Annotated in this window: 19 protein-coding genes; 6 read left to right on the forward strand and 13 right to left on the reverse strand. The window is 71.3% G+C overall.

Annotated elements, in window-relative coordinates; translation table 11 throughout:
• Positions 1 to 112: 112 nt before the first annotated feature.
• A complete protein-coding gene (yidC, locus tag C4T78_RS18990) occupies positions 113 to 1,135 on the reverse strand; it encodes a membrane protein insertase YidC (protein ID WP_093349481.1) in 1,023 nt (340 codons plus the stop codon).
• Positions 1,136 to 1,363: 228 nt separating this feature from the next.
• On the opposite strand from yidC, the gene C4T78_RS18995 reads away from it, so the two are divergent.
• The gene (locus C4T78_RS18995) at positions 1,364 to 2,341 is read left to right on the forward strand and encodes a cation diffusion facilitator family transporter (RefSeq protein WP_093349484.1); all 978 of its coding nucleotides are present in this window, start codon (positions 1,364 to 1,366) and stop codon (positions 2,339 to 2,341) included.
• 94 nt (positions 2,342 to 2,435) lie between these two features.
• On the opposite strand, the gene C4T78_RS37055 is transcribed toward C4T78_RS18995, so the two are convergent.
• Both C4T78_RS37055 and C4T78_RS19005 read right to left on the reverse strand, forming a co-directional pair.
• Positions 2,436 to 3,002, reverse strand: a complete 567-nt coding sequence (locus C4T78_RS37055) for a hypothetical protein (RefSeq protein WP_093349486.1) — start codon at positions 3,000 to 3,002, stop codon at positions 2,436 to 2,438.
• 690 nt (positions 3,003 to 3,692) lie between these two features.
• Positions 3,693 to 4,256 (reverse strand): DUF4232 domain-containing protein, encoded by a 564-nt coding sequence (locus C4T78_RS19005; protein ID WP_177247494.1) that lies wholly within the window; start codon positions 4,254 to 4,256, stop codon positions 3,693 to 3,695.
• A 75-nt stretch (positions 4,257 to 4,331) separates the two neighbouring features.
• On the opposite strand from C4T78_RS19005, the gene C4T78_RS19010 reads away from it, so the two are divergent.
• Positions 4,332 to 4,841, forward strand: a complete 510-nt coding sequence (locus C4T78_RS19010) for an anthrone oxygenase family protein (RefSeq protein ID WP_093349492.1) — start codon at positions 4,332 to 4,334, stop codon at positions 4,839 to 4,841.
• Here the strand turns inward: C4T78_RS19010 and C4T78_RS19015 are convergent.
• Positions 4,795 to 5,343, reverse strand: coding sequence for a helix-turn-helix domain-containing protein (locus C4T78_RS19015; protein WP_093349494.1), 549 nt, complete (start codon positions 5,341 to 5,343; stop codon positions 4,795 to 4,797). The two genes, C4T78_RS19010 and C4T78_RS19015, sit on opposite strands and share 47 nt — an antisense overlap.
• A 60-nt stretch (positions 5,344 to 5,403) precedes the next feature.
• On the opposite strand from C4T78_RS19015, the gene C4T78_RS19020 reads away from it, so the two are divergent.
• Positions 5,404 to 6,288 (forward strand): alpha/beta hydrolase, encoded by an 885-nt coding sequence (locus tag C4T78_RS19020; protein WP_093349497.1) that lies wholly within the window; start codon positions 5,404 to 5,406, stop codon positions 6,286 to 6,288.
• 21 nt (positions 6,289 to 6,309) lie between these two features.
• The gene (locus C4T78_RS19025) at positions 6,310 to 7,158 is read left to right on the forward strand and encodes a CPBP family intramembrane glutamic endopeptidase (RefSeq protein ID WP_218161527.1); all 849 of its coding nucleotides are present in this window, start codon (positions 6,310 to 6,312) and stop codon (positions 7,156 to 7,158) included.
• 57 nt (positions 7,159 to 7,215) lie between these two features.
• On the opposite strand, the gene C4T78_RS19030 is transcribed toward C4T78_RS19025, so the two are convergent.
• The 9 genes from C4T78_RS19030 to C4T78_RS19070 form a co-directional block, all read right to left on the reverse strand.
• On the reverse strand, positions 7,216 to 8,250 hold the full coding sequence (locus C4T78_RS19030; RefSeq protein WP_093349499.1) for an SIS domain-containing protein: 1,035 nt from the start codon (positions 8,248 to 8,250) through the stop codon (positions 7,216 to 7,218).
• The gene (locus C4T78_RS19035; RefSeq protein WP_093349502.1) at positions 8,247 to 9,221 is read right to left on the reverse strand and encodes an amidohydrolase family protein; all 975 of its coding nucleotides are present in this window, start codon (positions 9,219 to 9,221) and stop codon (positions 8,247 to 8,249) included. Before C4T78_RS19035 ends, C4T78_RS19030 begins: the two co-directional genes overlap by 4 nt.
• 121 nt (positions 9,222 to 9,342) lie before the next feature.
• Positions 9,343 to 10,278, reverse strand: a complete 936-nt coding sequence (locus C4T78_RS19040) for a carbohydrate kinase family protein (protein WP_093349505.1) — start codon at positions 10,276 to 10,278, stop codon at positions 9,343 to 9,345.
• Positions 10,275 to 11,747 carry a lyase family protein gene (locus C4T78_RS19045; RefSeq protein WP_093349507.1) on the reverse strand — a complete coding sequence of 491 codons (1,473 nt, stop codon included), beginning with the start codon at positions 11,745 to 11,747 and terminating at the stop codon, positions 10,275 to 10,277. The genes C4T78_RS19040 and C4T78_RS19045 overlap by 4 nt, the downstream gene beginning before the upstream one ends.
• Before the next feature lie 35 nt (positions 11,748 to 11,782).
• A complete protein-coding gene (locus tag C4T78_RS19050) occupies positions 11,783 to 13,516 on the reverse strand; it encodes an ABC transporter permease (protein ID WP_093349510.1) in 1,734 nt (577 codons plus the stop codon).
• Complete coding sequence (locus tag C4T78_RS19055) at positions 13,513 to 14,574, reverse strand: ABC transporter ATP-binding protein (protein WP_093349512.1); 1,062 nt, start codon at positions 14,572 to 14,574, stop codon at positions 13,513 to 13,515. Before C4T78_RS19055 ends, C4T78_RS19050 begins: the two co-directional genes overlap by 4 nt.
• A 111-nt stretch (positions 14,575 to 14,685) precedes the next feature.
• A complete protein-coding gene (locus C4T78_RS19060) occupies positions 14,686 to 15,717 on the reverse strand; it encodes an extracellular solute-binding protein (RefSeq protein WP_093349515.1) in 1,032 nt (343 codons plus the stop codon).
• Positions 15,718 to 15,719: 2 nt separating this feature from the next.
• Positions 15,720 to 16,886, reverse strand: coding sequence for an ROK family transcriptional regulator (locus C4T78_RS19065; protein WP_093349517.1), 1,167 nt, complete (start codon positions 16,884 to 16,886; stop codon positions 15,720 to 15,722).
• 247 nt (positions 16,887 to 17,133) lie between these two features.
• Positions 17,134 to 17,781, reverse strand: a complete 648-nt coding sequence (locus C4T78_RS19070; RefSeq protein ID WP_093349520.1) for a TetR/AcrR family transcriptional regulator — start codon at positions 17,779 to 17,781, stop codon at positions 17,134 to 17,136.
• Between the two features lie 162 nt (positions 17,782 to 17,943).
• On the opposite strand from C4T78_RS19070, the gene C4T78_RS19075 reads away from it, so the two are divergent.
• Together C4T78_RS19075 and C4T78_RS19080 are read left to right on the forward strand one after the other, a co-directional pair.
• The gene (locus C4T78_RS19075) at positions 17,944 to 20,670 is read left to right on the forward strand and encodes an MMPL family transporter (RefSeq protein ID WP_093349522.1); all 2,727 of its coding nucleotides are present in this window, start codon (positions 17,944 to 17,946) and stop codon (positions 20,668 to 20,670) included.
• 5 nt (positions 20,671 to 20,675) lie between these two features.
• Positions 20,676 to 22,709 carry a YhgE/Pip family protein gene (locus C4T78_RS19080; RefSeq protein WP_093349525.1) on the forward strand — a complete coding sequence of 678 codons (2,034 nt, stop codon included), beginning with the start codon at positions 20,676 to 20,678 and terminating at the stop codon, positions 22,707 to 22,709.
• Positions 22,710 to 22,753 lie beyond the last annotated feature (44 nt).

The following is a 22,753-nucleotide window of genomic DNA, read 5'->3' on the forward strand; positions in this document are numbered from 1 at the left end:
ATGGAAGTTGCCCACGCTGTCGGCGCGTCGGGCACCCGACACGCCGACGGTGCGTCGGGATCCGCGCAATTTCAATTGAAATCAGACGTGCGATTTCAATTGAAATTGCAGCTCATCGCCGTTTCTTGCCCTTCTTCGCCGAGGCGGCCTGCTTGCCCGGGCGGTTCTTCTTCGCGCCCTGCCGGTTGCCCTGCCGCTGGCCGTTGGTGCTGCTCTTCGGCTTGGTCGCCGTGGTGGTCGTCGAGGCCGACTCCTCGTCGGCGTCCTTGCCGTCCTGGCGCACCGGCTTCTGACCCGGCTTCGGCCGCGGGGCGGACTTCTTGGCCTCGATCTCCTTGGCCTTCTCCCGCTCCTGCTCGCGGTCGATCTTCTTGGTCAGGAAGTGCTGCTGGCCCAGGGTCCAGATGTTGTTGGCCAGCCAGTACAGCAGGACCGCGATCGGCAGGAACCAACCGGAGATGATCGCGCCGATCGGCGCGACGTACATCATGAACTTGGCCATCATCGCCGACTGCGGGTTGGCCATCGCGGCGTCGGTCTGCTTCTTCATCGACAGGCGCATCGTGAAGAAGGTGGCCACCGACGCGATGATCATCAGCGGGATGCCGACGATCATCATCGAGGTGCGGTCGGTGCCGAACAGCGCCAGTTCCTGCGCCGGCTGGGTGATCCAGTTCGACAGCTTCGCGCCGAAGATCGAGGCGTTGATGAACGAGTCGACGCCGGCCTTGTCGAAGATGAAGTTGCTCTCCGCGCCCGGGTGGAAGTTCCGCAGGACGTGGAACAGGCTCAGGAAGACCGGGATCTGCAGCAGCGCGGGCAGGCAGCCGCCGAGCGGGTTCACCCCGTGCTCGGACTGCAGCTTCTGCATCTCCTGCGCCATGCGCTGCCGGTCGTTCTTGTACTTCTCGCGCAGCTTCTGGATGTGCGGGGCGAACTTCGCCATCTTGCGGCCGGCCCGCATCTGGCTGATGGCGGGCTTGAGCAGCACCACGCGCAGTGTGAAGACCAGGAAGAACACCGCGAGTGCCCAGGCGAATCCGTTGTCCTCGCCGAGCACGGCGCCGAAGATCTTGTGCCAGAACCACAAGATCGCCGACACCGGGTAGAGGATGAAGGAGAAGAAGCTTTCCACTCAGTCACTCCTGGTCTTGGGCCACGGGACATGGCCCGCCCGTCCGGTGCTACCGGGGCGTACGCGGCCAGCCGAACCGCGCAGGGTCGGCCATTCCCAGGGTGCCATGCCGGTTCGCGCACCAACCGTCGCCCCCCGAAAGGGGGATATATAGCACAGAGCGTCACAGCGCGGATCCGACCCACCCCGCCTAGCGTGTTCGCCATCTCGACGACACGGGAGTGGCGGATGGCCGACGCGGAGAAGGGCGGCGAGAGCACCCTGACGGTGCTGGTCGCGCTGGGCATCAACCTGGCCATCGCGGTGCTGAAGGCGATTGCCGGCGCGATCACCGGCTCGGCCGCGATGCTCGCCGAGGCCGGGCATTCGGTGGCCGACACCTGCACCGAGGTGTTCCTGCTGACCGCGCTGCGTCGCTCCGGCAAGCCCGCCGACGCGCGCCACCCGTTCGGCTACGGCAAGGAGCGGTACTTCTGGTCGCTGATCGCCGCGATCAGCATCTTCGTCTCCGGCGCGGTGTTCGCCTTCGTCGAGGGCTTCCGCACGCTGTTCGGCGAACCGCAGGAGCAGACCCAGCCGCTGGTCGGCTACATCGTGCTCGCGCTGGCCTTCGTGCTGGAGAGCGTGTCGTGGCTGCGCGCGATGCGGCAGGTGCGGGCCGAGGCCGCCGCGGACGGCGACACGATCCTGCGCCACCTGCGGCTCTCCGACGACCCGACGGTCAAGACGGTGCTGCTGGAGGACAGCGCGGCGCTGGCCGGTCTGCTGCTGGCCTTCGCCGGGCTCGGGCTGCACGACCTGACCGGGTCGAGCGTCTGGGACGGCCTGGGCTCGATCGCGATCGGCGTGCTGCTCGCGCTGGTGGCCTACACGATGGCCCGCACCAACCTCGGCCTGCTCATCGGCCAGCAGGCGGACCGCAGGCTGCTGGCGTCCGTGCGCCGCAGGCTGGCCGAGCAGCCGGAGGTGGACAGCGTGGTGGACCTGCTGTCGATGAACGTCGGCACCGACCGGGTGCTGTGCTGCGCCCGGGTGGACTTCGCCGCGGCCCTGGACTCCACCTCGCTGGAGCGCGCCGTGGTGCGCATCGACGGGATGCTGCGCGAGGAGTTCCCGGAGCTGGACGAGGTGTTCCTGGAGCCGGTGCCGCGCACCGATCCGGAGCTGCGCGCCCGGGTCCTCGCCCGCTACGGCCACCCGCTGTGACCGTTTCCGCAGGTCAAGGCCCGTGAGCGTTTTGTGGTGCCATAGCGCCCCAAAACGCTCACGGTCACCTGCCTGCGGAAACGGCGCGGAGCGCTCAGCGCTTCAGCGCACGCGCGACGATCCGGCCGCCGAACAGGTAGATCAGCGCCGCCAGGCCGTAGTTGAGCACCACGCCGATCGTCGCGTCACCAGGCTGGAAGACGTCGCCTAGGCCGAAGACGAAGACCTTCGCCGTGCCGTAGGTGAACGAGACGAAGCTGTTCTCCTGGTTGGCCCCGGTGACCACGAAGATGATGTGCAGCACGAAGATCAGCGCGATCAGCCCGGTGAACACACCGATCAGGCGGCCGATGGTGTCCGCGCTGGGCCCGCTGAACCCGGACCCGCGGTCGTCGTAGCGGTCTTCCCGCGGCGCCCGCTCCCGGCGGCGTTCGCGGCGCGGCTCCTCGTACCGGTCGTCGTAGTCGTCCTGGTAGCGATCGTCGCGGCGGCTGTCGCGCCGGTCGTCGTAGTGCTCGTAGTAGGCGGCCCGGTAGCCGTCGTCGTAAGCGTCGCGGATGCGCGCCTCGTCGCGGCGGCCCTCGACGTACGGGTCCTCGCGGCTGCTCTGGCGGTCGACGTCGGTCTCGCGGTAAGGGGTGGGCTCATCGAGCCCGTCCAACCGCTGCTGGACCCGGGTCGCCGGGTACTGGTTCGGCGGCGGACCTTGCGGAGCGCCGGGCGGACCCTGTGGCGCATTGGGCGGCGGGCCAGGTTGAGCGGCACCGGGCGGCGGACCCTGCGGAGCACCGGGAAGCGGGCCCTGCGGAGCGCCGGGAGGCGGAGGTTGCGGCGCGACTCCGGGTGGCGGTCCCTGCGGTCCTGCGCCAGGCGGCGGGCCAGGTGGCATGCCCGGACGGGCACCCGGAGGCATCGGCGGTCCAGGCTGAGCGGCACCGGGCGGCGGACCCTGCGGCACGCCGGGCGGGCCCTGCGGAGCACCGGGAGGCGGCGGGCCTGCCGGTCCCAGCTGGCGGGTCTCCTGGGCCTGCGGCGGTTGCCCCTCCGGAGGCACCGGCCGGGGCGGCCCGGGCGGCACCTGCCCGGGCGGTGCCTGCGGCGGGCGACCCGGGGGCACCTGCCCCTGCGGCGGTCCGTCCTGCGGACGTCCCGGCGGCGGCCCGGACGGTCCGGGGCCCGGCCGGCCGACTGGAGGCTCTGCACGCTCATTGGCCATGACCGCGCATTGTCGCGGTCGATCACCGCGCGCGGAACCCCCACCCCGGGGCACAGCCCGTGGTGCGCACCACAATTCCCCCGAACAGCCTCGCTGACCAGTGCGAAGAGCCGCCGCCCGAGCGGAGCGGGCGGCTCAGCGAACGGCCCAGGCGTTCACCGCCAGCCGACCGGTGGTGCCCAGATCGACCCCGCCGTCCGGCTCGACGACCTGCGCCGGTTCACCCTCGGCCGGAGCGATTTCCAGGTACTTGCCGTTGACAGCGGCCTCGGTCGAGCTCGTCACCTCGTTGCGCCACAGAACCCGCGCGGTCACCTGATCGCCCGGCCGCAGCGTCACCGGCTCGGGCGGCGCGTCGTAGCTGTCCGGCGCGCTCACGGGCATCGACCCGTTGCCGACCGCGATGTCCAACGGCTGCCGATCGGCATCCAGCACCCGGACCACCGGAAAGCCGTTCACGGTGTACTCACCGGTGCCGCAGTTGGTCATCACGATGCCCATCGCCCGCGTGAACATCGCGGTGTCCACCGGTCCCGCGGTGATCTCCACGCCGCTCTCCGGGCAACCTGCGGCCTCGCTGGTCGGAGCCGGCTCCGGCGGCAGCGGCGACGGTTCGGGCCCGGTGCAGGCGACGAGCAGCGCGGCACCACCGAGCAGAGCGCCCAGACGACCGAAAAGCGTTGCGGGAGTTGACTTCACGGACCGATCTTTCCACATCCGCCGCCAGGGTGGTCCTGTGTGCGTTCTGCGAGCGCGAGCCAGGAACCTCCGGCCATGCCTCGCAACACGACACTCGTCCTGACCGGCAGCGCCGCCCTGCTGGCCACCGGCGTCCTGACCGGCGCGTTCTTCTACGGCTGGGCGAACGTGGCGCCCACCTTCGGCGCGGTCCCGCTGGACGTGCACCTGACGTTCCGCACCGAGCTGATGAAGATGAACGGGATCGTGATGCAAGCCCTGATGGCCGCGTCCATCGCGACTTCGGGCGCGCTCGCGATCGTCGCGGGCGGCCGGGCCCGCACGTCGGCGATCGGTGCCGCGCTGCTCGCGGTGACCGCGTTCCTGGTGACCAGGTTCGGCAACGTCCCGATCAACCAGGAGATGAAGATCTGGGCGACCGGCGGGCTCGCCCCCGACTTCCAGGAGCGATTGGCGGTTTGGGACACGTTCCACGACATCCGCGTGGCCGCCGCGCTCGGCGCGTTCGCCCTGGTGATCATCGCGGTGCAGCTGGGAACTAGCGCTCGCCGGGAGGTTCCGCCGCGTTGTCCGGGACCGCGATGAGGCTGAACACGTGGCGGACCCGGTCGGGCGTCGGGGCGTTTCCCGTTCGCGCGACGACCGCCGCGTCCAGCTCCTCGATCAGCTCGGCGAACTCCTCCTTCGTCAACCACACCGGGCCCTGCCGGTAGGCGACACCGTCGGCGGCGGGGTTCGCGCCGTCGCTGGCGAGGTAGCGCTCGAAGTCGGCCATGAGCGACGCCGAGAACGCGGTGAACGCGCGCCGGTGGTCTTCGATCCCCATCGTCTCGCGGGTGTCCGGGTCCACCACCGCCTGTTCCTGGCGCACCCGGTAGCTGCGCTCCACGGTGCCGCGCACCCGCTTCTCCTCGACCACCTCCAGCACGCCCGCCTCCGCGAGCACCGCGACGTGCCGGTACATCGTCGCCGGCGCGATGTCCGGGAGGCGTTCGCGCAGCTGCGCGGTGGTCAGCGGATCCGAGCCGAACAGCGTCTGCAGGATGCGCGCCCGGACTGGGTGCAGGAGGAGGTCCGCGGATGCCATGGACCAATGATCTCATACCTGATAACGTTCTCAAAAGTGAGAACAATGAGAGGGTGAGACTTGCGAGACCTGGACATGACGGCCACCGCGGACGACGGGCTGCCGCTGATGGGCACGCTGACGCTGCCCGCAGGCCCCGGCCCGCACCCGGCAGTCCTGCTGCTGCACGGCTCGGGCCGGGTGGACCGCGACTCCAACGCCGGCAGGCTCCGACTGGGGCTCGGAGCACCGTTGGCCGCCGCGCTCGCGGCGAAGGGGATCGCTTCGCTGCGCTACGACCGGCGCGGCGTCGGCGCGACTCCCGGCGACTGGCGGACGACCGGGTTCACCGACAACACCCGGGACGCCGCGGCGGCGCTCCGAGCGCTGGCCGAGCGCCCCGAGATCCGGGCTGTCGGCGTCGTCGGCCACAGCGAAGGCGCGCTGCACGCCATGTCGCTCGGCTCGGATCCGCAGGTCCGAGCGGTGGTCCTGCTGGCCGGGTTCGCCCGTCTCGGCGAGGACGCCCTGCGCTGGCAGGGGCGGATGATCGCCCGCGACTTCCCCGCAGCGGTGCGGCCGCTGCTGCGGCGGCTCGGCAACCGGCACCTGAACCGGATCAAGGCGACCACCGCCGACGCGGCGCGCGTCCACGGCTTGCCGGTGAACGCCCGGTGGTTCCGGGAGATGCTCGCGCACGACACGCGCCCGGCCCTGGCCGAGATCGGCGCCCCGGTGCTGGCGATCACCGGCGGCAAGGACCACCAGGTCGATCCCGCCGACCTGGCCGAGATCGACCGGCTGGTGCCCGGCGAGGTGGAGGTCCACCGGATCCCCGACCTGACGCACCTGCTGCGCCGGAGCTCCGGCCGCCCCTCCGCCCGCGCCTACCCCGGCCAGCTGCGCCGCCCGGTCGACGCCGCACTGCTGGCGCAGGTGGCCGACTGGCTCGCCGACCGGCTCTGAAACGACTCGAGAGGAACTGCTGTGACCACCGAAAGCCGCCAGAAGAGCGGCATCGTCCTCTTCCTGTTCGTCACCTTCGCGACCGCCTGGGCGTCCTGGGGAGTCGCGATCCTGCTAGGCGGGCCCGCGATGAGCCCGCCCACCGTCATCCCCTACCTGCTCGGCGCCTTCGGCCCGATGTTCGGCGCGATCGTGATCCGCCTGCGCCGCACCGTCCGCCGCCAGCCCGCACCAGCGCACTCGGTGCGATTGCCGCTGATAGGCCTGCTGTGGACGCCGGTCCTGCTGGTGGTCGCGGCCGCAACCGTGGTCGGTGGCGCGCTGATCGCGCAGCAGCTGGGCGGCCCGCCGGTGAGCCTGAACTCGGCGTTGACCCTGGTCCAGATGTCCGGCGGCCCGCTGACGTTCGTGGCGGTCATGCTCGTCGTCGGCCCGCTGAGCGAGGAGTTCGGCTGGCGAGGCACCCTGCACCCGCGCCTGCGCGGCAAGATGGGCCGCCTCTTCGCCGGACTGGTGCTCGGAATCATCTGGTCGATCTGGCACCTGCCGCTGTTCTTCGTCACCGGAACCGTCCAGAACGCCTTCGGCCTGCTCACCTTCAGCGGCCTGACCTACCTGCTCAGCGTGATCCCGATGGCCCTCCTGGCGGCCTACGCCTACGACCGAGCAGGCGTCCTCGGCGCAGTGGCGGTCCACTTCGGCGCCAACGCGACGATGTCCCTGGTAGGAGTGACCGAACTCCTCCCCCAAGCCCTCATCGTGGGGATCCAGGCAGTGGTCGCCCTGCTCCTGCTGGCTGTGCACCGGGACCGCGAGAAGGCCACCACCCCAGAACCGGCGCCCCGGGAACTCGTCCCGGCCCACCGCTGAGCGTGGAACCCGCGCCGCGAGACCGTTGTGTGCGGCGGTCCCGCGGCACGGGAGATTTCAGCGGGTTTCGGTGACCTTGCGCAGGCCCGCTGGGCTGTCCGGGTCGTAGCCGCGGGAGGTCGCCAGCTCCCACGCCAGCCGTTGCAGCGGCAGCACCTCCAGGACCGGGGACAGCTCCTCCGGCACGTCCGGGACGCGCAGTCCGGCATCCGCGCCGGGACCGATCCGCAGGACGTCCGCGTTCTTCGCGGCGAGCGCGGCCAGCGGTTCCGCCATCGCCGCACCGCCCGGCCCGGATCCCTCCACCGCCAGCACCGCCGTCTCCGGCCCCACCGCCGCGATCGGACCGTGCAGGAGGTCCGCTCCGCTGTAGGCGCGGGTGACCAGGTAGCTGGTCTCGGCGAGCTTCAGCGCGGCTTCCTGCGCCGTGGCGAGCGAGTACCCGCGCGCCGTGGTGATCACCCGGTCCGCGAAGCGCAACCGGTGCGCCGCTTCAACGCCCCGCTCCGCGTTGTCGTCCAGGCTTGCCTGCGCGAGCTCACCGATGCGGTCGGGAGAGTCCGGGACCACCCCGCGGACCGCTGTGATCAGCAGGTTCAACGCGAGCAGCGTCGCCGAGTACGTCTTGGTCGCCGCGACCGCCCGCTCCCTGCCCGCACCGATGTCCAGGCTGTGCCGTGCGACGGCACCGAGGGGCGAGTCCGGCGTGTTCGTCACCGCGACCGTGAACGCCCCGCGCCGGGCCGCCTGCTCGGTCACCTCCACCAGGTCCGGAGAACCGCCGCTCTGGCTGACCGCGATCAGCGCGACCTCGGTGAGGTCCGGTTCGGCGCCGTACAGCGTGGTCGTCGACGGCGACACCAGACCGGCGGGCAGTCCGAGCAGCACCTCCACCAGGTACTTGCCGTACAGCGCCGCGTTGTCGCTGGAGCCGCGGGCCGCGAACAGCACGAACTTCGGCCGGGAGCGGACCAGCTGCTCGGCGACCGCCCGGAACTCCCCGGCCCGGCTCACCAGGTCGGCCAGCACCCGCGGCTGCTCGGCGATCTCCGCGGCCATCCAGGTGCCGAGTCCTGCTTCCGTCGTCGTCATGTTCTTCCCCTCGCGAAGTCCGGGATCCCGAGCAGGCGCGCCGCGTTGCCGCCGAAGATCGCGCGCAGATCCGATTCCGGCATGCCCATCTCGTGGCACACCCGCAGCTGGTCGGCCAGGTACCGGTAGCAGTACCCGCGCGGGAACCAGGAGGAATCGCTGCCGAAGACGATGCGCTCGGGTCCGATCGTCTCGTAGCAGCGCCGGAACAGGTCCTCGAGCGTGAGCTTGTAGGGCATCCAGCGCACCCACTGGTTCGACCCGGAGGTGTCCACCAGGACGTTCGGGCAGGCCCAGCACAGGAACAGCACCTGCTGCACGTGCTGGACGCCGAAGTGCGGGATCACGAACGGGATGCCGGGGAACCGCTTGGCGACCGGTTCCAGCCACGCGGGCTCGATGTGGTCGTTGTGCGCGACGCCGCCGCTGGACCCGCAGTGCCCGAAGTGGATCAGCACCGGGATGCCGCGGTCGGCGGCGACCCGCCACACCGGCTCGGCGGCCGGGTCGTCGATGCGGTGCGGCAGCAACGGCGCGAACAGCTTCAGCCCGCGAAGCCCGTACTCGTCGATCGCCCTGGCCAGCTGCTCGGCGGCGCCGGGGGCGGTGAGGTCGCGCAGGTTCGCCATCCCGGAGAACCGGTCCGGGGCGCGTTGGACGAGCTCGGCGACCTGTTCGTCGCCGCAGCCGGTGACGAACGCGGCGTGGGCGATGCCGTGCTCGTCGAGCTCGGCCAGCCACATGTCGGCCTCGTCCTGCCACGTCCGGTCGGGGTCGGGCTGCGGGTCCGGGAAGTCCCAGGCCCGGCGCCAGCGCCGCGACTGCTCGGCCACCAGCTCGTCGCGGCGGCGCTGCGCCTGCTCGTCGTGGTCGGCGCAGCTGAACTGGCCACCGGACAGGTCCCGGGTGGCGGGATCGTGCTCGATGCGGAAGTGCAGGTGGAAGTCGATCACTGGAAAACCGCTGCTCATGTCGGTTCCGCCTCTCCGCGCTTCACAGTCGTGGTTGCGTCCGCCCCGATCTCGCGTTTCGCGGTTCCCGGTGGCCGAGTTGCGCCACGGTCCCCTGATGTGCCGTTGAGCAGAACCGGGCTCATGTCATCACGTCTTCCGGGGTGATGGCGCGGTCGTGCGAAGGGCGGACGATCACGGTCGCGGCTACCCGCACCGCGTAGTCGGTGGCGTCGGCGAGCTGCACGCCGTCCGCGAGCCGGTGCAGCAAGCCCGCGTTGAACGCGTCTCCGGCACCGGTCGAGTCGCGCACCCGCACTTCCGGTGCCGGGCACGTGATCGGCTCCTGGCCCGGCTGCGCGACGAGGGCTCCGAGAGCGCCGCGCTTGACGACGACGATCGCGCCGGTTTCGTCGGCGATGCCGCGGGCGGCTTCCTCGTCGGCGCAGTCGACTCCGTGCAGGGCGCGCAGTTCGTCCTCGTTGGGCAGGAAGACGTCGACCTCGCGGAGCAGTTCGAGCACCTCGGCGCGGGTGGTTGCGGACCAGCCCGCCGGGTCCCAGCCGGTGTCCAGCGCAGTGCGCGCTCCCGCCCGCCGCGCCTTCGCCAGCAGGTCGCGCGCGGAGTCGCCGCGCAGGGCCGGGAGCAGGAAGTACCCGGACAGCAGCACGAACTTCGCGGAGAGCGATTCGGCCGGGACGGCTTCCGCGTCGAACTCGGCCATCGCGCCGAGCGCCGACAGGAAGGACCGGTCCCGGCCCGGTGCCTCGGCCGCCACGGTCACGCCGGTGGGCGCGTCGGCGCGGACCAGGTCGAGGCGCAGTCCGGGGATGTCGAGCTGTTCTGCGAGCAGCCGGGCGGTGCCGTCGTCGCCGACGCGCCCGGCCAGCACCGTCGACCTGCCGAGCTGCGCCAGCACGACGGCGGTGTTGGCTGCCGAGCCGCCGGGGCGCAGGACGATCGAGGGCACGATCTGCTCGGTGCCGGGCGGCGGGAGCTCCGCCGCACCGGCGACCAGCACGTCGAGGTTGACGTTGCCGACGACCGTGATCCGGCCATCGGGAGCAGGCTGGTTCACCCGCGGCCCCCGGCCAGCACACCGTCGACCGCGGCGTCCAGCTTGGCGGCGGCTTCGCTGAGAACCGCGCGACGAGCGGCGAACTCACCGGCCAGCGAGCGCGCCCGGCCCAGCGCCAGCTCCGCCGTGCGCCGCACGGCCGCCGCTCCCGGGCCGCCCACCTGCGGGCGGTCGAGCACGAGTTCCGGCTTGAGCCCTGCGGCGAGCGCGGCCTCGACGACCGAGTCGTCCACCTCGCCGAGCCCGGCCTCCGCGATCGCAGCGGTGACCGCCGAGCTCGTCCACTCCGCGGGTGGCGCCTGGCGGACGAGCGATCCGACCACGGAATGCGCGCCGCGCCAGGGGATTCCGGCGCCTGCCAGTGCTTCGGCGATGGCGGTGGTGGTCGCGCCGGTGGCCACGACCTGCTCCGGCGACGGCGGGTCCTGCGGGCGCAGCTCCTCGATCAGCCCGCCCATCATGGTCAGGAACCGCACCGAGCGATCTCCCGCCCGCCACAGGTGTTCCTGCACGTCGGTGGTGGCGTTGTTGGAGTCCTCGTACCAGGCGGCGCCGACGTTGTTCATCGTCGCGGCCAGATCGGCCGCCGCCGCGCCGGCCATCGAGCACATGTGCTCCAGCACCACCGGGTTCTTCTTCTGCGGCATGATGCTCGAACCCTGGCAGTAGGCGTCCGGCGTGGCGATCCAGCCGAAGGTCATCCAGTCCAGCATGGTGCGGGCCATCCGCGCGCCGGTGGCGAGGATCCGCGCCTGCACGGCCGCGGTGCGCATCAGGTGCTCCGCCCCGGCCACCGCCTCGTAGCTGGAGGTGAAGTTCTCCCGGAAGCCGAGCAGTTCGCCCAGCCGAGCCGGCTCGATCGGCAGGTCGGTCCCGGCGAAGGCGCAGGAGCCGAGCGGGTTGACGTCGAGCTCGTCGTAGACCGACAACAGCTCGTCGGCCTGGCTCAGCAGCGCCTCGGCGTAACCGGCGAGCACGTGTCCGAGCGTGGTCGGCTGCGCCGGGCGGCGGTGGGTGAACCCGGTGATCAGCACCTCCGCGCACCGGTCGGCCTGCACGGCGGCGGCCTCCGCGGCGGCGCAGGCCTGCCGCGCCTGGTCGAGGACGTTGTCCCGCAGCACCATGCGGAACACCCCGGCGTCGAGGTCGTTGCGGGACCGGGCCAGCTGGACGTCCAGCTCGGACTTCTCGATCCCGGCCGCCGCGGCGAGCCGCTGCTCGACGAGGTAGTAGACGTCCTCGACGCTGCCGTCGAAGACGAACCGGTCGTCCTCGGCCGCGAGCAGCTCGCGCAGCCCGCCCAGCAGCTGCCGGGCGCGCTCGGCGGGCAGCAGGCCCTGCTCGGCGAGCATCACCACGTGCGCGAGGCTGGCCGTCAGCATCGGCCGGTACAGCTGCGGCGCGGACTTCTCGAAGGCGACCCGGAGGTGGTTCTGCCAGTAGTTGGACAGGTTTTCCGGAGACTGCATGTCAAGAGCTCTTTCCACTGTGGATTGCGATGGGCTCACGCGGCGGGCACGACCGCCGGGGCGGCCGCGGAACGCTTCTGGCGCGGCCCCTGGCCGAGGCGGTTGGACACCGCCAGGACGATCAGGATCAGCACGATCTGCAGTGCGCCGTAGGCCGCCGCGGTGCCGAACTCCGAGGAGTAGATCCGGTTGTAGATCTCCACCGACATCGGCGGCAGACCCGGCGGGTAGATCACCACGGAGGCGACGTACTCGCCGACGCCGTCGACGAAGGCCAGCAGCGCACCGGCGAGAACACCCCGCATGACCAGCGGCAGCGTGACGGTTCGCAGGACCCGCAGCGGACCGGCGCCGAGGTTGCGCGCGGCTTCCTCCAGCGCCGGGTCGAGCTGGTCCAGGGAGGCGCTGGTCGAGCGGAACACCAGCGGCACGAACCGCACGAAGTAGGCGACCGGCAGGATCCACAGCGTGCCGACCAGCGTCAGGCCGAGGTTGCCCACGCCGGGCTCGTTGAACGCCGTCACCAGGTTCACGCCGATGACCGTGCCGGGCAGCGCCCACGGCAGCATGATGACCACGTCCAGCAGTCCCCGGCCCGGTTTGCGCCACCGGGCCACGACCCACGCGGCCGCCGCACCGACGACGATCGCGAAAGCGGTGGCCAGCAAGCTGGTCTGCACGCTCACCGAGATCGGCAGCAGGCTCTGCGGCTCGGAGAAGATCTCCAGGTAGTTGTCCAGCGTGTACTCGGTCGGCAGCACCTGCGTCGTCCAGGCGCCGTCCACCGAGAACGACACCAGCACGATCACCAGCACCGGTGCCAGCAGGACCACCGTGAGCAGCAGGCTGCCCAGCGCGGCGGCGAACTTCGCCCCGGCCGAGGCAGGTGCCCGCCGCGCGCTCGGGGTGCCCTTGGAGAGGCTGCGGTGCACGCGACGCCCCTGGTACCAGCGCATGCTCAGCAGGAACACGATCGACACCACGGACAGCGCGGTCGACTGGGCGGCGGCGAGCGCGGCGTTGCCGGAGGTGCGCGCGGAGACGATCTCCATCGTCAGCGTCTGCACGTTGTACAGCTGCGGCGCGGTGAACGACGCCATCGACATCATGAACGTCAGCAGCGCACCGGAGACCAGCGCCGGGGTCAGCATCGGCAGCAGCACCGTGCGCCACACCCGGACCCGGCCGGCGCCGAGGTTGGTCGCGGCTTCCTCCAGCGATCCGTCCATCCCGGCCAGCGCGGCCGAGACCGACAGGTAGAAGTACGGGTACATGGTGAAGGCGTGCACCAGGACGACGCCCGCCAGCCCGCCTACCGAGGTGCTGGCCGCGTCGATGCCGAGCAGGGCGCTCAGGGTGCGCGGCAGGATCCCGGTTTCGCTGTAGAGCAGCACGAACGACACCGCGCCGATCAGCGGCGGCAGCGCCATCGGCAGCACCGCGAACACCGAGAGCGCGCGGCGGCCGGGGAAGTCGAAGCGGTGCAGCAGCACTGCCAGCAGGGTGCCGAGCAGACCGCAGAAGAAGACCGACAGCAGCGAGCTCACCAACGACAGCAGCAGGGCCTGCCCGGAGCTGCCGCCGAACAGGCTGCCGTAGTTGGCCGCGAAGCCGTTGCCACCCGCGGAGGTGACAGCCGTGGTCGCCATCGGGATGACGACGAGGAACAGCAGCACCAGCACGACCGGCACGGCCAGCACGTAGACGAACCGGTCGCCGTCGGGCGACGGGAGCTTGCGGCGCCGGGTCTGCACCACCGGGGCGCTCATGGCCGCACCAGCCAGGCGTGCTCGGCGTCCGGGCGCAGGCCCACGTCGTCGCCGAGCTGCGGCAGACCGGGCCGGTCCGGCACCGCGACCGACAGCTCCAGATCCCCGGCCCGCAGCTCGAACTGGCAGGTGGCGCCGGTGAACTCCACGGCGCGCACGACGGCGTCGAAGCCGCCCTGGCCGGGTTCGGTCAGCTCGAAGTGCTCGGGCCGGACGGACACGGCGACGCGCTCGCCGGTACGGGCCTGCTCGGCGCCGCCGGTGGAGAGCTTCGCGCCGGATCCGGCCAGCTCCACCACGGCGCGGTCGCCGGAGACCTCCACGACCTCGGCGTCCAGGACGTTGCTGCCGCCGATGAACTTGGCGACGAAGGCGGTCGCGGGCTGGTGGTAGACCTCGCGCGGAGTGCCGACCTGGTGCAGCTTCCCGGACTCCAGCACGGCGATCCGGTCGCTCATCGCCATCGCCTCGGCCTGGTCGTGCGTGACGTAGACGCTGGTGATGCCGGCTTCCCGCTGCGCGCGCCGGATCTCGACCCGGGTCTCCTCGCGCAGCTTCGCGTCCAAGTTGGACAGCGGCTCGTCGAGCAGCAGCACCGAGGGCGAGATGACCAGTGCGCGAGCCAGCGCGACGCGCTGCTGCTGACCGCCGGAGAGCTGGTCGATGCGCCGGTCCGCGTAGCCGTCGAGGCCCACCGCGGCGAGCGCGGCGGCGACCCGCTCGGCGCGCTCCGCCTTGGCGACCTTGCGGGTCACCAGGCCGTAGGCGACGTTCTGCGCGACGTCGTAGTGCGGGAACAGCGCGTAGTTCTGGAACACCATGCCGGTGCCGCGCTTGTTCGGCGGGGTGGCCGTGATGTCGCGGTCGCCGAAGAGGATTCGGCCGCTGGTGGGCGTGACGAAACCGGCGATCATGCGCAGCGTGGTGGACTTGCCGCAGCCGGACGGGCCCAGGAGCGTGAAGAACTCACCGGAGGAGATCGTCACGTCGATGTCTTGCACGACCGGGGCGGCCGAGCCGTAGCTCTTGCCGACGCGGTCGAGGCGAACGGGGATCATGCTGGTCGCTCCGTGCTCTGCCCGCGCACCGGCGGGGCGACTGGTGGGTGCGCGGGCGGGGTGCCGGCTTCGGACCGAACGGGCACCCCGCACCGCTGTTGAGGCCTGGCCTCAGTTCTGGTTCTTGATGCGGTCGCTCCAGTGGGCGATCCACTCGGATTCCTTGCCGCCCACCAGCTCCCAGTCCACCGGCATCTCGTGCAGGCCCAGCGGGGCCAGCCAGCTCGGCTCGCCGGCGCCCTCGACGGTCGGGATCTGGAAGTACTCCTCGCCCAGCTTCTTCTGCTCGTCGACGCTCAGCAGGAAGTCCAGGAACTGGTCGGCGGCGGCCCCGTTCGGGCCGTCCTTGACCTTGGCCACGCCGTCGACCAGCTGCGGCACGCCGGACGTCGTGGCGACCGGCTTGAACGGGGCACCGCTCTTCTTCTGCTGCAGCATGACGTCCTGCAGGTTCCAGACGCTGATCGGCGCTTCCTGCCGCTGGATCCGCAGGTACAGGTCGGTCGGGTTGGCCGCGTAGACCTTGGTGTTGGCGTCCAGCTTGCGCAGCCACTCGTAGCCCGGCTCGGGATCGTCCGGCGTGCTGTTGCGGCTGATCATCGCCGAGTAGATGCTGCGCATCGTGCCGGAGGCGGCGACGTCGCGGACGACGATCTTGTCCTTGAACTCCGGCTTGATCAGGTCGTCCCAGTCCTTCGGGGCCTGCTCCGGGGTCAGCATCTGATCGTTGTAGAAGACGACCTCGGCGAGGATCATCTCGCCGACCCAGCGGCCTTGCGCGTCGCGGTAGCGCTCGGGGATCCGGTCGCGCACCTGGTCGGGCACGGGGGCCAGCACGCCGTCGTTGGCGGCGTGGTCGAGCTGCTGCGACGAGCCGCCCCACCAGATGTCGGCCTGCGGGCGACCGCGCTCGGCGGAGATCCGCTCGGCGGCCTCCTGCGCGCCGAGCGTCAGCAGCCGGACCTTGCCCTTGTACTCGGGGTTGGCCTCCTCGAAGTCCTTGACGACGGACTCGGCGAGGGCCTTGTCGCGGGCGGTGTAGATGGTCAGGCCGTCGTCGCCACCGGCGGCGTTGAGACCGCACCCGGCGGTCAGACCGGCGAACAACGTCATACCGGTGATGAGGGACAGGATTCTGCGCATGGCTACCCTTCGCGCACGGGCTGCGCGGTGTTCGCAGCCGGGGGGATCAGTGATGGCGAAACCGCGCCGATGTGCAGCGCGCGCGGACCGAGCTCGGCGAACACGACCTCGGGTGCCGACGGTGCCGCCGAGCCGACGAGCGCGGCCAGTTCGGCCAACCCGTCCGGACCGAGTTCGGTGGCGGCTCCGGCGAAGACCACGCGTGCCGGGTTCACCACGCACGCGCAGACGATGGCGGCGTAGGCCCACGCCTCGATGACCTGCCTGCGCAGCTCGGCGACGGCAGGTTCACCGGCCCGAGCGGCCAGCTCGGCGACCGGGGCGTCGTCGGCCCGACCGCCCAGTTCGGACAGCGCCTGCCGGATGCCGGGAACGCTCCACCGCCGCTCGAACTCACCGCGCCCGCCGCTGTGCGGCGCAGGCGGCAGGCCTGCGGGCAGGAAACCGATCTCCCCGGCGAATCCGGCGGCTCCGCGGCAGAGCGCTCCGCCGCTGACGATCGCGGCACCGATGCCGTAGCCGACGTAGATCAGCACCAGGTCGTCCACATCGGCGGCGGCACCGCGCTCGCGCTCCCCCAGCGCGATCAGGTTGACGTCGTTGGAGACCTGCACGGGCAACCCGACCCGCTCGGCCAGCGCCTCGGTGAGCGACCGCCCGCCCAACGCCTCCAGGACCGGCGAGAGCTCCACGGTCCCCTCCGCGGTGGCAACGCCGGGCAGCGAGAACACGACGCGGCTCGGGCTCGGCTTCGGATGCATCCGGAGCGCCTGGTGGACGACGTCGCTCAGGCCGTCCAGCGGCGCATCCGGATCCACCACGAGGCTGTGGGTTCCGAGCAGCTCCCCGGCGAGATCGACGACCGAGACGCGCGCCTGCTCCCCTTCCAGCGACACGGCCACCAGCGATTCTGCGGACGGGTTGAACGCCAGCATCCGCGGCCGACGTCCTCCGGAGGAGTCCCCGGCACCGACCTCGACGACGTGCCCGGAACCCATCAGCTCGCGAACGATCTCGGTCAACGACGACGGGCGGTAACCGGTCAACCCGGCGAGCTCGGTGCGCGAAACGGGCCCGTGCTCGCGCAGCGCGGCGAGCACCGCATCGGTGCGGATGCGCCGCAGGGCTTCGTTCCCAGTGGGCGCAGAACGGTCGCTGACCTCGGACATGCGCTACTTTATACGCCATCCGAAGTAAGTTTCCAATACCTTTCCGCGCCGAAAATCCCCGCACCGCAACGACTTCCGAAAGGCAGCGCGCGAACACGCGGTGTAACGGTCACGATTCAGCTCTACGGCGGACTCAGACGGCCGCCTGGCTCACCGCGGCACGACCTCGACGCCGCGGTCTCAGGGATCGCGGCGGGGCGCAACCGGGGCAATCCCCCGCCCTGCGCCGGAAGAACGACAGCGGGCGTCAGCCGTCGCGGGGTGTGATGAGCGCTGCTGCGACGCGGGGGAAGATCTCGGTGAACAGCGTGCTCATGTTCGGGGCGGTGTTGCTGAAGACCGCTCGTTCCAGCTCTGCGTCGTAGATCGCGATCAGGGCTCGGACCGCGTCTCGGGTGTCCACGTCCGCCTGCATGCCCAGTTCGTCGAGGGCGTGCTGCATCAGCTCCGCCACCGATTCGGTGATCTGGACCAGGTATTCGCCCGCTCGGAGGCGCAGTTGCGGGCTGCGGAGGGCGTGCGCCCGGAACTCCGTCAGCAGCAGGTACCACGTCTTGTCCGCGACCAGGGACTCCGCGCACGCCACGCCGATCCGGAGGATCGCGTCGTGCACCGAGCGGTCCTCACCGGTCGGCGCGATGGCCTTCTCGATGATCTCCCGGGTCTGGTCGATGCGGGCGGTCATCTCCTCCTCGTAGACGGCGAGGAACAGGTCCTCCTTCGTCTCGAAGTTGGAGTAGAAGGCGCCGCGGCTGAAGCCGGCCGCTTCGCAGATCAGCTCCACCGGGGCGTCCCGGATGCTGTGCTCGAGGAACACCTCCCGGGCAGCGGCGATCAGCCGTCGGCGGGTCTCCGCGCGGCGACGTGTTTCGCGTCGTTGCGGCTGATCGGTCATGGCCTTGAGTCTCCCGCTCAGTGTTTCGCCTCACAGTTCTGCTGCGAGGGCGGCGCCGGTGATCTCGCGAAATATACAGTGTGCATCGAATACATCGTGTATCGCATGCATCGCGTATCGCATGCGCCGTGTATCGACTTCTTCGCTGCGGGAGTGTTCCGGTTGTCGTCTTTGCTGTACCGACTCGGGCGGGCCGTGGTCCGCGCCAGGGCATGGGTGCTGGTCGCCTGGCTCGCGCTGCTCGCAGCGCTGGGCGGCGGCGCGTTCTTCCTGCAACAGGGGATGGAGACCAGCCTCGAGATCCCCGGTGCCGAGTCGCAGGAGGCGCTGGACCACCTCAACAACGTCTTCCCGCAGATGACCGGTTCGCGCGCGCAGCTGGTGTTCACCGCGCCCGCCGGTCAGCAGGTGGACTCGCCGCAGGTCAGGGAGGCCTTCGAGGGGCTCATCGAGCGCGTCTCCGGGTGGGACGGCGTGGACGCGGTGATGAGCCCGCTCGACGAGCTGGTCGGCAACCAGGTCTCCGAGGACCGCAGCACCGGCCTGATCAACATGCAGTTCGACTTCCCGCCGCTGGACGTGCCGGAGCAGGTCAAGAACGACCTGCTCGGCGAGGCCGCAGCGCTGGAGCGGCAGCTCGGCGCGGGCGCCGAGGTGCACGTCGGCGGCGACATCTTCGCCAACGCCATGCCCGAGCTGGGCGCCACCGAGGCCGTCGGCGTGGTCGTCGCGCTGCTGGTGCTGCTGCTGTTGCTGCGCTCGCTGATCGCCGCCGTGATGCCGCTGGTCACCGCGCTCGTCGGCGTCGGGGTGTCGATGACGATCGTGCTGCTGACCACCGCGGTCACCGAGGTCTCCTCGGCCGCGCCGATGCTCGGCGTGATGCTGGGCCTGGCCGTGGGCATCGACTACTCGCTGTTCATCGTGTCCCGGCACCGCGAGCAGCTCGCCGCCGGAGTCGGCGTCACCGAGTCCATCGCGCGCTCGGTGGCCACCGCGGGCTCGGCGGTGATCTTCGCCGGGGTCACGGTGATCATCGCGCTGCTGGCGCTGGCGGTCCCCGGGATCACCTTCCTGACCACGATGGGCGTGCTGGCCGGTGTCGCGATCGCCATCGGCGTCGCGGTGTCGCTGACCATGATCCCGGCGCTGCTCAGCTTCGCCGGCGAGCGGCTGCGGCCGGTCAAGGTGCGGCGCAGGCGGGCGGCCAAGCCGCGGCGCGAGCGCCGCTCGTTCGCGCTGGCCTGGGTCCGGGCGGTCACCAAGGCGCCGCTGGTGACGATCGCGCTGGTCGTCGCGGCCCTCGGCGTGTGCACGCTGCCGATGGCGGACCTGAAGCTGTCGGTGCCCGACGCGAGCGCGCAGGCCGCCGGCACCCCGGCGCGCGACACCTACGACCACATCGCCGAGAAGTTCGGCCCCGGGTTCAACAGCCCGCTGATGGTCACCACCGACATCATCGGCAGCAGCGATCCGCTCGGGCACGTCAACGGCATCGCCGACGAGATCCGGGCGATGCCCGGCGTCGCCGCGGTGCCCATGGCCACGCCGAACCCGACCATCGACACCGGCATCATCCAGGTGGTGCCGACCACCGGCGGCGAATCCGACGAGACCGCCGACCTGGTGCACCGGCTGCGCGCGATGAGCCCGCACTTCGCCGAGAAGTACGGCTCGGGCATCGCGGTGACCGGCGTGACCGCGATCGGCATCGACCTCTCCGAGAAGCTCTTCGACGCGCTGCTGCCGTTCGCGCTCATCGTGGTCGGGCTGACGCTGGTGCTGCTGGCGATGGTGTTCCGGTCGGTGTGGGTGCCGGTCAAGGCCGCGCTCGGCTACCTGCTGTCGGTCGGCGCGACCTTCGGTGCGGTGGCGTTCGTGTTCAACCAGGGCCACCTGGCCGGGCCGCTGAACGTGGCGCACGTCGGCGGGGTCATCAGCTTCATGCCGATCCTGCTGATGGCGATCCTGTTCGGGCTGGCCATGGACTACGAGGTCTTCCTGGTCTCCCGGATGCGCGAGGAGTACACCCACCACGGCGACGCGAAGCGGGCCATCGAGTCGGGCTTCACCAACGTCGCACCGGTGGTGGTGGCCGCCGCGGTCATCATGATCTCGGTGTTCGCCGCGTTCGTCCCGCACGGCGACGCCAACATCAAGCCCATCGCGTTCGGGCTCGCGGTCGGCGTGTTCGTCGACGCGTTCCTGGTCCGGATGACGCTGGTGCCCGCGGTGATGGCGCTGCTCGGCGACAAGGCCTGGTGGCTGCCGCGCTGGCTGGCCCGCAGGCTGCCCGCGCTGGACGTGGAGGGCGAAGCGCTGCAGCACGAGCTGCGCCTGGCCGAGTGGCCGGGCAACGACGAGGTGGTCAGCGCCCGCGATCTGAGCATCCACGACGACCGCGGTGACCAGGTCGTCGGCGGGATCCGGATCAACCTGCGCCCCGGCGGGGTGCTCGCGGTGGAGGGCGACGGGCCGGACGCCTCCGCGCTGCTGCACGCGCTCGGTGGCCGGGTCCGCACCGTGCAGGGCGATCTGCGGGTGACCGGGCTGCTGCTGCCGCAGCGGGCGCGGGCGGTGCGGTCGCGCACCGCGCTGATCCGGTGCCGCAGCAGCGCCGGGCCTGCCGCCGAGATCCGGGAAGCCATCGCCGAAGGCGTGCACCTGGTGCTGCTCGACGAGGCCGATGCCATCGCCGACACCGAGCAGCGCCGCCAGCTGGCCGCCCTGCTGCGCGGTTCGTCCACTGCGGACGGAACGCCGGTCGGCTTCGTCTTGACCTACCGGAACCCGAGCCTCATCTCCGACTTGCTGCCGGAGCACCGGGTCGACGTTCTGCGGCTCTCCGCGCGCCCGAGCGTGCTCGCGGGCCGCCTCCAGGAGGTGTGAGGGCAATGAAGAACCCGTTCACGCAAGCGACCCGGCGCGCCGGGGGCTCGGTCGGGCGGCTCACCTGGATCGGGCTGGCCCTGGTCCCCGTGCTCGTCGTCGGCGTGCTGGCCTGGGCGTTCTGGGCGCCGATGAGCCAGCACGGTGCCGCCAAGGTCGCGGTGGTCAACGCCGACGAGCCGACCACGATCAACGGGCAGCTGGCCCCGCTCGGCCGGGAGATGGCCGCGAAGCTGGTCAACAGCACCGATTCCGGCTACATCTGGCAGATCACCGCCGCCGAGGACGCCGAGGAGGGGCTGGCCGACGGCCGCTACGCCGCCGCGGTGACCATCCCCGAGGCCTTCTCCCGCAACACCGCGTCGGTGATGACCGGTGAGCCGCTGGACGCCACCCGCGCCGGGATCACGGTGCGGACCTCGCCGGTGGCGGCCCCGGCCGATGCGGCCGCGGTGGAATCCGCTGCGCGGCAGAGCGTTTCGGTGTTCAACCAGCAGATCCTGGAGATGCTGCTCGACGGGTTCTACGGCGGTTTCTCGGAGATGCACGGGCAGCTGGGCACCGCGGTCGACGGCGCGCGGCAGCTGGCCGACGGCAGCGGGCAGCTCGCCGACGGCACGCGACAGCTGGCCGATGGCGTCGGCCGGCTCTCCGGCGGTGTCGGCGAACTGGCGGGCGGTGTGCCGCAGCTGGCCGACGGCGGTTCGCAGCTCGCCGACGGCGCGCAGCAGCTCTCCGGCGGCCTGAACCAGCTGCACCAGCAGGTCTCGCAGATGCCCGCGCAGACCCGGCAGCTGGCCGACGGCGCGGAGCAGGTCGCCGCGGGCAACCGCGCGATGGCCGACCAGTTCGTCCCGCTCGCCGACCAGATCCTGGCCGCGACCGACCTGATCCCCGACTCGCCCAAGCTCGACGGGCTCGCCAAGATCGCCGAGCAGTGCCCCGCCGAAGGCCTGACCTCGGACTTCTGCACCCGGCTGCGCGCCCAGATCGACCAGATCAACCAGCGCGAAGGCGCGCTCGACGGCATCAAGGAGAAGATCCAGGCGCCGGTGAAGCAGGCGCGCGACGGTTTCGAAGGCCTCGCCTACGGTTCCGAGCAGGTCGCCGCGGGCACCCGCATGCTCGCCGACTCCTCCGGTCAGCTGGTCGGCGGGATCGGTCAGCTCGCCGACGGTGGCGCGCAGCTCGCCGACGGCGCGCAGCAGCTCTCCGGCGGCCTGAACCAGCTCAACGGCGGTGTGCAGGAGCTCAACGGCGGCGTTCAGGAGCTCGACGGCGGGGTGGGTCAGCTGGTCTCCGGTGCCGAGCAGGTCGCGGACGGCAACCGCCAGTTCGCCGACCAGATCGGCCCGGCGGCCGAGAAGCTGCCCAACTACACCGACGCGGAGCGCGCGCACCTCAAGACGGTGGCGGCCAGCCCGGCCGCGCTGCAGTCCGACCTGCCCGGCTTCGGCAAGTCGCTGATCGCGCTGCTGATCGCCGTCGCGTTCTGGACGGCCGCACTCGGCGTCTACGCGGTGACCAGGGCGGTTCCGGAGAACGCGGCGAGCTCGCGCCGCTCCACCTGGCGGCTGGTGCTCGGCTCGCTGCTGCCCGGAACGCTGATCGCGGCGATCGGTGCGGTCGTGGTCAGCGCGGCGTTGGCCCCGTTCCTGGGGCTGGGCTTCGGTTCCTGGGCGGCCTTCGCCGGCGTGACGTTGTTGGCAGCGCTGGCCTTCGTGTCGCTCAACCAGGCGCTGATCGCCCTGCTCGGCAACACCGGCCGCGTCATCGCCATCGCCGTCCTGGTGCTGGCCGCGGCCACCGGCGTGGTCTCGACGATCCCCGGGTTCCTCCAGAGCACGAGCGCCTTCCTGCCCACCCACGGCGCGGTCCAGGCCCTGTCCGCGATCGTGACGGGAGCGGGCGGAGCGACCAGCGGCGTTCTCCAGCTGGTGGCCTGGCTGGTCGCGGGCGTCCTGGTCAGCGTGCTGGCGGTGGACCGGGCCCGGGTGGTCCCGGCCAAGCAGCTCCGCCGCACCCGCCCGGCCTGGTGAGTCGTGAGTGCGCAACGGTGCTAGAGCACTGTTGCGCACTCACG

The sequence above is a fragment of the Saccharopolyspora kobensis genome (genome assembly GCF_900108315.1).
Classification (GTDB): domain Bacteria; phylum Actinomycetota; class Actinomycetes; order Mycobacteriales; family Pseudonocardiaceae; genus Saccharopolyspora; species Saccharopolyspora kobensis.